Raw genomic sequence first — 10,603 nt, forward strand, 5'->3', positions numbered from 1 at the left:
TCGTTATCGTCAGAATCCGGTTTAGTGTCGGGGTGGCCGAGCCAAGCCAACTGGCGCAGCCGACCCAGAGCCGCCATCCGGTTTTCTCGGGCGGCCTCCAGCACCCCGCCATCGGGGCTTGCTGCGGCACGACCAGTGCGACATTGTCCGCGGATCCCACCGCAACGAATTCCGGCGCCTTACTATGTCAAAGAAAACCCTGAACCAGGCCAACCTTGAAAAGCTCGGCGCGAAGACACTCGCCGCGCTGGTCATGGACCTGGTCCAGGGGAGCGCGGCCCTTCAGCGCCGCGCGAGGATGGAGCTCAGCGCCGCCCAGGGGCCCAAGGAGGTGGCTGCCGATCTCCGCAAACGCTTCGCCTCGCTGCGCCGTGCGACCAGCTTCGTCGATTGGCGCAAGCAAAAGGCGCTGGTCAAGGATCTCGCAGGGCTCTTGGGCATGATCGAAAACACCATCGCCCCCCATGACGCGGATGAGGCCTTCGAACTGCTCTGGTCGTTCCTGCAACTGGCCCCCTCGATCCACGAACGCACCGATGACAGCAACGGCGCGGTTGGTGCTGTCTTGAGCGACGCGGTGGAGTTGATCGCGAAACTATCGCCCGCCGTTTCCCAGGACCCCGCCGCCCTGGCGGAACGTGTTCTCGACGCTGTCGCAGATGCCGGCTACGGAGAGTTCGACGGGATCATCCCAGCGACGGCCGAGGCGCTGGGGCAAGAGGGGCTGGAGCATCTCAAGCAGATCACGCAAGCTTGGGCGGAGGCCCCGCCGACCGAGCACGACCTCGAGCAATACCGGGGCTACGGCCTCAGGTCTTCTCCCGAGGACAGCGTGCGGCGCAACAAGCAGGTGACGCGGTCGATCATCCTTGCGGATGTGGCGGACGGCCAGGGGGATGTCGATGCCTACATGGCCCGCTATTCCGAGGAACAGCTGACCTATGGCACCATCGCCCCGGACGTCGCGCGCAGGTTGCTGGATGCAGGGCGCGTTCACGAGGCGTTCGACATCGTCACCCGAGCCCGCGCCGCCGAGGACGGTAAGTCAATCCGGATGTTCCGCTATGATCTCGACGCGGTCTATGAGGAATGCCTCGAAAAGCAGGACAAGACGGAAGAGTTGATGGCGCATCTGCGGAGCACCTTCGAGCAGACCCTCAGCGCACCCTGTCTCCGAAAGTACCTAAAACTGCTTCCAGATTTCGAAGACATCGAGGCGGAAGAGGCCGCCCTGGACTTTGCGGAGGCCTATCCGCACCTGGGGGCGGCGATCAGTTTCCTGGTGAACTGGTCCGCTCACGACCGCGCAGCGCGGGTCGTGGGGACCCGGGCCGATGAGCTGAACGGGGATTCCTATCACACCCTCACCAGCGCGGCAGACGCGCTCGAGGCCGAGCATCCGCTCGCCGCCACGCTGATGCGCCGCGCCATGGTGCTGGACACCTTGAACGGCGCAAAGTCCAAGCGCTACCGCCACGCAGCGCGCCATCTTGCCGAGTGTCGGTCCTGCGATGCCGCCATCGAGGAGTATGGCGACCACCCCACCCACGCGCAGTTCCTTGAGAGGCTCAAGCAAGCCCACGGGCGAAAATACGGGTTCTGGCGCTTGGTCGAATCGTAGGTCCGGCCCAGGCCGGCCGCTCATCGAAAATGTGTCTAATGCCAGCTCCGCAGCCCTTGGTGGACATTCGCGCGGTGCGCAGCATCGGGTGCTGCGCCGGCGCGTGGGGCGGAAAGCGGCTTTCGCTCAAAACCCGATTCGCGCATCAAAGCCGTAGCAATTCGTTCATGCGATGTTTCCGTTCAGCGTTGGGGCCAGCAACAAATGGCAGTGGTCGATTTGCTCGGCAATCTCTGGCGGTGCGCCATCGGTGACCAGAACATCGACCTCTGACCAGTCACAAACATGAATCAGGCCAGATTTGCTGAACTTGCTGGAATCCATCATCAGGATTGTTTCATCCGCGCGCGCGATCATGGCGCGTTTGAACTCGACCTCGAAGAGATCGAAATCCTGACATCCGCCAGACGCCCCCGCCACGACGGACATGACGAAATAGCTGGGTGAGAAGCTTGAGAGATAGCTGATCGTGCCCGCCCCGGTCAGGGTCCGGTCGGCTTTGCGCAACTCTCCGCCCGGCAGGATGATGCGATGCGGGCTGGCGCCGGAATTCAGGATTTGCGCGATTTCCAGCGAAATGGTCAGGATCGTCATCGGTTCGCGCCGGGCCAACTCCCTTGCGAGGAAACAGGCGGTTGTCGAATTGTCCAACAGCAGCGTTGCCCCTTCCCGGATGTGGCGGGCGGTACGCGCCGCAATGGCGGCCTTGGCGGCGGAATTTTCCGACAAGCGCCGGTCAAAGGGCGCCTCGGCGCGCGGCATGGGCAGGCGGACACCGCCGTGAAATTTCTCAACCAGCCCCTCTAACGAGAGGGCCTTCAGATCACGCCGGATGGTCTCGTCCGAAACTTCGAATTCTTCAGCCAAGAAAGAGATCGTCGCCCTTCCCTGCGTCGTGAGCCGCGCAAGGATCTGTTCCTTTCTGCGAGTGCGTGCCATGTCTCCTCCTTGTCCGGCCCGGGTCAGGCCCAGTTCACGATAGCCTGACCGCTGCCGGTATCGAAGAGCCTCAGTCGATCAAGGTCGAAATTCAACCCAACCTCGTCCCCGACAGAGGGGGCGCCCAAAACAGGGCTTTTGACAACCATCCGATCCGCGCCAAGGGCGACCTCGACCAAGGCTTCGGCACCGATCAGTTCGGTCCGCTCGACCCGTGCGCGGGCCATGCCATCGCTCGAGAGGGTTACCTCTTCAGGGCGCAGGCCGATCAGCACATCCGGCGGGAGGTTGAGGCCCAGAGCCAATTCACCCATGAAGCTGGCATGCCCGACCTTGCCGTTTGCGGCCCGGCACGGAATCAGCGCCATTTCCGGGCTGCCGATGAAGGTGGCAACAAAGGTATTGGCGGGCTTCATATAGATGTCCATCGGGGCCCCGACCTGTTGCAGTTTCCCGTTTGACATCATGGCCACGCGGGTGCCCAGCGTCATCGCTTCGATCTGGTCATGGGTGACGTAGATCACCGTCAGCCCCAACTCCTGATGAAGCCGCTTCAACTCGGCGCGCATCCGGTTGCGCAGCTTTGCGTCCAGGTTCGACAGCGGTTCGTCGAACAGAAAGACCTTGGGTTGACGCACCAATGCACGCCCGATGGCGACGCGTTGGCGCTCGCCACCCGACAATTCCTTTGGCCGGCGATCCAGCAGGTCGCCAATGCGCAGGATCTCGGCCGCATCGCGGATGCGGGTGTCGATCTCGGCCTTTGACAGCCGAGTGGTCTTCATCAGGCCGAACGCCATGTTCCGATAGGCGGTCATATGCGGGTAAAGCGCATAGCTTTGGAACACCATCGCGATGTCGCGCTTCTGGGGCTGGGCGTCGGTGACATCTTGCCCGTCGATCAGAAGCTGGCCGCCGGTGATCTCCTCCAGCCCCGCGATCATGCGCAGCGTGGTGGATTTGCCGCAGCCCGAGGGGCCGACCATGACCATGAACTCGCGGTCCTCGATGGTCAGGTTGATGTCATGCACGGTTTTGCGCTCGCCATAGGATTTGCAAATGTTGTTCAGTTGAACAGTCGCCATTTTGGGTCTCCGGTATCGGGCGTCACTTGACGCCGGTATGCATGAAGCTGTCGATGAAGCGGCGCTGGAAGATCACGAAGAGCAGCAGCAGCGGCGAAACGACGATGGTCGTGCCCGCCATCAAACGCGGCCAGTCGGCCCCGCTGTCGGCCTTGGCCAAAAGCCCCAAGCCGATGGGGAGGGTGCGGATGCCTTCGGAATTCGTCACCAGCAGCGGCCACATGTAATCGTTCCAGTGGGTCACGACCGAGATGATGCCAAAGGCAATCAGCGTCGGTTTCACCAGCGGCAGGAAAACGTGCCACAGGATTTCCAGATGGTTGCAGCCGTCCAGCCGGGCTGCGTCCGAAAGCTCGGACGGCACTTGGCGAAAGCTCTGTCTCAGCATGAAGGTGCCATAACCCGAGGCGATGAAAGGCACGATCATGGCCAGGATCGTGTTCACCAGCCCCATTTCCCGCAGGGTGATGAAGTTGGTCAGAAAGATCGCATAGATCGGGAACATCACCTGCAGCAGGAACAGCGTGAACAGAAGGTTTTTGCCCGGAAACGTCAGCCGCGCAAAGGCATAGGCCGCCAAGGTGATCGTGATCATCTGGCCGGTCAGGATCGAACTTGTGACGATCACGGAGTTGACCAGATAGGTTCCGAACGGCGCAACCGACAGGGTGCTGGGGTAGTTCGAGAAATTCAGGCTTTGCGGCCAGAACCCTGCCGCCTGATCGAACACCTCGACGTTTGTCTTGAGCGAGGTCACGAGAATCCAGACCAACGGGCTGAGCCAGAGCAGTGCCAGCGGCGCCATGATCAGATGCAGCCAATTCGCCCGCAGGTGCCGCTGCCAGTGGGCCCGTCTGCGCGATGTTGAAAGCTTTGCTTGGGTCACGTCGCTCATCAGCGTTCTCCGAGATAGTGGACCTTGCGGCCCAATGTCACCGCGACGAGGCCGATCAGGCCCAGAACAAAGACCAGCAGCGCATTGGCCAGCGCCGAAGCATAGCCGATGTCCTGATACTGAAAGCCGTTCTGGTAGATATAATAGGTCAGCACGTTCGTGCTGTCGGCCGGGCCGCCCTGAGTCATCACATAGACGTAGTCAAAGATCTGGTAGCTGTGCAGCGTGCCGATGATGATGACGAAATAGAGCGTGGGCGAGATCAGCGGAATGGTAATGTGCAGCAACCGATGCCGGGCGCTGACGCCGTCAAGGCGCGCCGCCTCGTACAGATCCGAGGGCACGAGTTTCAGTGCCGCCAACAGGATCAGCATGAAATAGCCCGAGTATTTCCAGATGCTCATGATCACGATGGCGGGCAAGGCCCATTTGCTGTCGTAAAGCCAATCCAGCCGCGGCAGGCCCAAGCTTGTCAGCGCCTCATTGATCGGCCCGTAGCCCGGGGCGTAGAGGAACACCCAGAGCATGCCCGCGGCAACCGAGGGGATCATGACCGGATAGAAAAACGCCGAGCGATAGATCGCCATGCCGCGCAGCTTGCTGTCCAGCGCGACGGCCAACAACAAGGCGGCGGCAATCGAAAGCGGGATCGTCGTCAATGTATAGAAGGCGGTATTGCCAAGCACCTTCCAGAACAGCCGATCCTCGAGCAGTCGTAGGTAGTTTTCGGCCCCGAGCCAGTAGATGTCGGGATCGCCCAGAAGCACATCATGCAGGCTGAACCAGACCGAGCGAAGGATCGGCCAATAGGTGAAGATGGCAAGAAAGACGAGCGATGGAAGCAGCAGCGCATAGGCCAGCAGCATCTCGTTTCGGCGCGCGCGGGCGAAAGCATGGGACATGAGGGGATCCTCGTGAAAACGGAAAAGGACGCGGGCAAAAACCCGCGTCCCTCAGGAGAAGGTGTGTTCAGCCCTTCTGGCGGCGCAGAACGCGGGTGATCTCGCGGTTCACCTCGGCCGTGGCATCGGTGAGCGCGGCTGCGGGGGCGATTTCGCCCGCCAACGTCCGGTCAATCGCGCTTTTCAGCGAGTCGCGGGCGCGGGAATAGGCCGGAACCTGAAGGAAGGCACCGGAATATTGCGCCTGTTTCATCGCGACCTCGGCCTGTGGAACCTCGGCGAGATACTGCTGCATCTCGGGTTGTTCCCACGAGGATTTGCGAACGGCGAGATAGCCGGTCGCCCGGCTCCATGCGGCTTGGTTCTCGGTGTTGGTCATCCAGCGCGCAAAGGTCCATGCGGCCTCTTTCTTGGCGTCCGACTGCTTCTTGGCGATCATGATGGGGCCGCCACCTTGGGACGCGCCCCATTGCTTTTTCTTCGGCATGAAGGCGACACCGACTTCAAAAGGCGAAGATTTGCGCAGGTTGGTCAGCGAGCCGGTCGAGTGGTACAGCATCGCGGTGGACCCCGCCATGAAGTCGTTGGCAGACCCTTGCCAGGTCGAGGCCGGCGCCATGCAGCCCGCATCCACCATGGTTTTCCAAAAGCTCAGCGCCTCGATCGCTTCGGGGCGATCCCACAGCACCTTGTCTTTTTCCCACGGCACCAGACCGTTTTGGCGGCAATAGCCCTCGAACATCCAGTCATGCCAGCCGCCGCCGATGGTCAGCCCCCAGCGTTTCAGCTCGTCGCCATCCCGGATGGTTAGCGCTTTGGCGGTTTCAAACAGCTCGTCCCAGGTTTCCGGCGCCTTGGCGATACCAAGGGCCCCAAAGGCATCCTTGTTGTAGTACAGCACCGGGGTCGAGGGCTGATAGGACAACCCGTAAAGGCGATCATCAGAGACGGCGGTGTTCAGGAAGCCACCGATGAAGTCGTCATAGATGTCATCGGATTTGGCCTGTTCTGTGATGTCCTCGAGCGCGTCGAGCCCCAGAAAGGTCTGAAGCGAAGAGTTGATCGGAAGCCACAGGGCGGGCGGTTCGCCGACACCAAGTGCGGTGATCACCTTTTGCTCGGTATTGTCGTAGGAGCCGGCGTAGATCGCCTCGACCTCGATCCCGTCATGGGTCGCGTTGAAGTCCGAGATCATGCCCGAAATAATGGTGTTGATGTCACCAGACACCCCCACCGGGTACATGAACTGAAGCTTTACGGTTTCGTTTGCGCGGGCCGGGGTCAGGACGCCCGGCATCATGCTGACGAAGGGGGCGGCCAGACCAGAGGCCAGCAGTCGCCGACGCGTCAGGTTGGATTTTGTGGATTTCATATTCTTACATCTTCCAAATGTGGATTCGCTAGGGCGTTCCGTATGTTTGGACCCCAGTCATGCAGCGGCGCCCAAACCACATTTTTCCTCATATCTTTGGTAAATCACAAAAATATGAAGGTTTGGCGCTGTCTCTGCCGAACGCTTGAGGTGGGGCATCCAAGGCGATGGCTGGTATTTTTGTGGTTATGGCTTCCGAAAAATCACACAAACCGACGGCGGGAGTGGATTTGACGTAAAAAGTTCACAAATTTCTCGGCAGGTTTCAGCTATCCAGAGCAGGAGGCGAGGCGAAACCTCGCATTCCATCAGGAGGCCCAAAGATGTTGATTGCGCAAATCAGTGATTCCCACGTTCTGTCTGGCGGTCGCAAGCTCGCCGGGCGGTTTGACACTGGCGCGGCCTTTGATCGTCTTGTTGCAAGCCTTGCGCGCCAGCCGGTGCGTCCCGATCTGATCCTGTTTTCCGGCGATCTGGGCGAGGATGCGACAGGAGAAGAATATGATCATGTCGGGGAGGGGTTGCGTCGTCTCCGCATTCCCGTGCTTGCCGTGCCCGGCAATCATGACGCGCGGGCGCCGATGTTCGCGGCATTGCCGGACATGCTGAACAAAACGGACAGCGGGCACCTGTGCCTTTGCGATACGCGGTTCGATCTTGCCGTGATCGGCCTTGATACCTTGGTTGAGGGGGCCCCGCATGGAGAGCTTTGCGCCGACCGGTTGTCATGGCTGGAGGCGGCGCTGCGGCGCTGCAAGGACCAGGATGTGGTGATCTTCATGCATCACCCGCCCCTGACCACCGGCTTGCAGGATATGGATTCGATGGGCTTTCTTGCCGGGAGAGAAGCATTCGCCCAACTCGTCTCACATCACGGCAGGGTTCAGGGAATCCTCTGCGGCCATATGCACCGGGCCATTCAGGGGGCGTGCGGCGGTGCTCCGGTTCGCGTGGCCCCCTCCGCCTCGCATCAGATTGCGTTCGACCTGCGCGCTGACGTGCCATTCGCCTTCTCCGATGAGCCTGCGCAATACATGATGCATATCGCGCGCCCCGGAGAGCCACTTGTCAGCCATGTCGTCTCGGTCGAAGCGGCGGCGCAGGATATGGATTGAAATTGCTGCATTGCAGCAAAAATCGACGCAACAAGCGGCGACTGTGGGTCGGTCGCGTCCCTTCTACCATGCTCAACGACCCGAACCTTGCAAAGCCCGCTCCCCTGCGCATCGCTGACGTTCGTGTTGGCCGCAGCGAATGACCGGAAGCCGCCGGACGTGTCGAAGTACACGAACGGCCCGCAGCTGACCTTAGGAGCCGACGAAACGTGTGCCTCAAAGCTGCCATTTCTGTATTTTGCAGCACGCTGATACTACGAATGCCCTAAGTGTAGATTTCCATGCGGAAGTGACCCAGGTAGCGGTAAAATTTCCATTGAGAATTGACCCATGTGACCCTTCCCCCAGCGCCATGCGCAGCGGGGGACATTGGAGTGATACACATGGGACTTTTGAACATCATCAGACATATGGCTTTACGAGAGAAGTTGCCTCTCCGCGAGATTGCGCGGCGCACTGGTTTGTCGCGCAATACCATTACAAAATATCTGAATGCGGGCACGATCGAGCCGCAGTTCACGACACCGGAGCGCCATAGCAAGCTCGATCCGTTCGCCGCCAAGCTGACCGGGTGGCTGAAGACGGAGGCCGGCAAGTCGCGCAAGCAGCGGCGCACGCTGAAGCAATTGCATGCCGATCTGGTGGTTCTCGGATTTACCGGGTCCTACGGCCGGGTCGCGGCTTTTGCGCGTGACTGGCACATCGAGCGGCAGAGAGAACAGCAGACGACAGGACGCGGCACCTTTGTGCCCCTGTCGTTTCGCCCGGGGGAAGCCTTCCAGTTCGACTGGAGCGAGGATTTTGCCGTTCTGGGCGGTGAGCGCACAAAGCTACAAGTCGCCCACATCAAGCTGTCGCACAGCCGGGCCTTTCTGGTCCGGGCGTATCTGCTGCAAACCCACGTCCCTCTCGTGACATTTCCTGCGGAAATGCACTGCCGGTCAATGGATGCTGTTCGATGCCCATTGGCACGGGTTCCGAGTCTTCGGCGGTATCCCCGAGCGCGGGATTTACGACAGTGAGGCTGGGCCGCCATGGGTCCGAGGCCAAGCCGAACGCGCACCGCAGTTGACCGCGTGGGTCGCGGTAAGGTGCGACAGGTCAACATGCGTTTCCTTGCGATGGCCAACCACTACGTGTTCGAGCCAGCGTTTTGCAATCCGGCCGCCGGCTGGGGCAAGCCATTGTTGCGCCATTGGTCCGAGCGACAATGGCGGCGGTCAGATCGAGAAGAATGTGCAGGATTCCCGACATCACGCTAAAAGCGTGCCTCCGGTACGACGTCTGTGGCAGCCCATGCCGGACTTCCCCGATTTCGCGGCCCTGAACGACTGGCTGGAACAGCGCTGTGTCGCATTGTGGAGCGAGATCCCGCACGCAGCATTGCCCGGGAGCGTTGCTGACGTCTGGGCTGCTGAGCGGGTCGCTCTGATGCCGCTGCCCCCCGCCTTCGATGGCTTTGTCGAGCATAGCAAGAGGGTGTCGCCGACCTGCCTGATCAGCTTCGAGCGCAACCGCTACAGCGTTCCGGCGTCATTTGCGAACCGCCCCGTCAGTCTCCGCGTTTATCCGGACAAGCTGGTGGTGGCCGCCGAGGGTCAGATCCTGTGCGAGCATGCGCGAGTGATCCAGCGCAGCCATCACCTCCCACCGCAGACAATCTACGATTGGCGCCATTACCTGGCCGTCCTCCAGCGCAAGCCGGGTGCATTGCGTAACGGAGCGCCCTTTGCCGAATTCCCTCCGGCCTTCAAACAGCTGCAAGACATCATGTTGCGCCGTCTTGGCGGCGATCGGGACCCTCTCGGGACATTGCTTCGCAATGCCCTGCCGGGCAGTGAATGGTCGATATCCTGGCGCTGGTCCTGCATCACGACGAACAGGCTGTGCTGGTCGCCGTGGAAATGGCCCTGGCCGAGGGGGGCGCGACCAAGACCCATGTGCTGAACCTTCTGCACCGTCTGATCGACGGAAAGACGATCGGTGGACCGGACATCCACTGCCCGGCAGTGGAATGTTTGCATGCATGAGAGGGGATACGCCACAGGCACTGATCCTTCAGCGCGAACCAGAAGCCAATGTCGAACGCTATGATGGCCTGCGGGCCCGGACCGTCGGAGGCCGCCATGCGTCATGATCCCGCCAGCGGTGCCATCATCATCATGCTGCGCAGTTTGCAGATGCACGGCATGGCGGTCGTGCCGAAGGCACGCCTCTGGCGTGACCCGTCACCGAACCTCATGGAGCAAGGCGCGCCGGCCTTTGATGCCGCTGTGCCGATGCTCGCCCAGTTGCTAAAGGCTGAGGTCGCAGAACGGGAGGTGCGCTCCATTGCCTACCACATGAAGGCCGCACGCTTCCCGGCCTACAAAGACCTCTCTGGCTTCGACTTTACGGCCAGTGAGATCAACGAGGCCACCGTTAGGCAGCTACACCGCTGCGAGTTCATGGACGGTGCCCAGAACGTCGTGCTGATCGGGGGCCCCGGCACCGGCAAAACTCATGTCGCGACAGCCCTTGGTGTGCTGGCCGTCGAACATCATCGCCGCAAGGTTGTGAACAGGCATGCAAAATTGACCCCGTAGCGGGGTGATCGGCGTCCAAAAATGACCCCCTTACACTGATGTGGATAATGCCCCCGAGGCTATCGGGGAGCACAGTGTGGGATGTTGGT

At 60.9% G+C, this 10,603-nt stretch carries 7 protein-coding genes and 2 pseudogenes; 4 read left to right on the forward strand and 5 right to left on the reverse strand.

All coding sequences use genetic code 11. The features are described from left to right. The first annotated feature begins 184 nt into the window (after positions 1-184). On the forward strand, positions 185-1,621 hold the full coding sequence (locus E1B25_RS13705) for a DUF6880 family protein (RefSeq protein ID WP_132830083.1): 1,437 nt from the start codon (positions 185-187) through the stop codon (positions 1,619-1,621). Positions 1,622-1,786: 165 nt separating this feature from the next. Here the strand turns inward: E1B25_RS13705 and E1B25_RS13710 are convergent, their stop codons facing one another. From E1B25_RS13710 to E1B25_RS13730, 5 genes are all read right to left on the reverse strand, one after another. Further along, entirely contained in the window at positions 1,787-2,560 is a 774-nt protein-coding gene (locus E1B25_RS13710; protein ID WP_132830084.1) for a DeoR/GlpR family DNA-binding transcription regulator, read from the reverse strand. Between the two features lie 23 nt (positions 2,561-2,583). After that, positions 2,584-3,645 (reverse strand): ABC transporter ATP-binding protein, encoded by a 1,062-nt coding sequence (locus E1B25_RS13715; RefSeq protein WP_132830085.1) that lies wholly within the window; start codon positions 3,643-3,645, stop codon positions 2,584-2,586. Positions 3,646-3,667: 22 nt separating this feature from the next. After that, positions 3,668-4,540 carry a carbohydrate ABC transporter permease gene (locus tag E1B25_RS13720; protein WP_132830086.1) on the reverse strand — a complete coding sequence of 291 codons (873 nt, stop codon included), beginning with the start codon at positions 4,538-4,540 and terminating at the stop codon, positions 3,668-3,670. After that, positions 4,540-5,442, reverse strand: a complete 903-nt coding sequence (locus E1B25_RS13725; RefSeq protein ID WP_132830087.1) for a carbohydrate ABC transporter permease — start codon at positions 5,440-5,442, stop codon at positions 4,540-4,542. The genes E1B25_RS13720 and E1B25_RS13725 overlap by 1 nt, the downstream gene beginning before the upstream one ends. A gap of 67 nt (positions 5,443-5,509) precedes the next feature. Then, positions 5,510-6,814 carry an ABC transporter substrate-binding protein gene (locus E1B25_RS13730; RefSeq protein WP_132830088.1) on the reverse strand — a complete coding sequence of 435 codons (1,305 nt, stop codon included), beginning with the start codon at positions 6,812-6,814 and terminating at the stop codon, positions 5,510-5,512. A gap of 323 nt (positions 6,815-7,137) precedes the next feature. Here E1B25_RS13730 and E1B25_RS13735 point away from each other — a divergent pair, with 323 nt between their 5' ends. The 3 genes and pseudogenes from E1B25_RS13735 to E1B25_RS13745 form a co-directional block, all read left to right on the forward strand. After that, positions 7,138-7,929: a phosphodiesterase gene (locus E1B25_RS13735; protein ID WP_132830089.1), complete on the forward strand. Its 792-nt coding sequence runs from the start codon at positions 7,138-7,140 to the stop codon at positions 7,927-7,929. A gap of 383 nt (positions 7,930-8,312) precedes the next feature. Continuing rightward, a pseudogene (gene istA, locus E1B25_RS13740) lies at positions 8,313-10,066 on the forward strand (IS21 family transposase). After that, positions 10,056-10,484: pseudogene (locus E1B25_RS13745) on the forward strand (ATP-binding protein); the annotation flags it as partial. The pseudogenes istA and E1B25_RS13745, both read left to right, overlap by 11 nt. Between the last annotated feature and the right edge of the window lie 119 nt (positions 10,485-10,603).

It is taken from the genome of Antarcticimicrobium sediminis (assembly GCF_004348975.1).
GTDB lineage: Bacteria > Pseudomonadota > Alphaproteobacteria > Rhodobacterales > Rhodobacteraceae > Antarcticimicrobium > Antarcticimicrobium sediminis.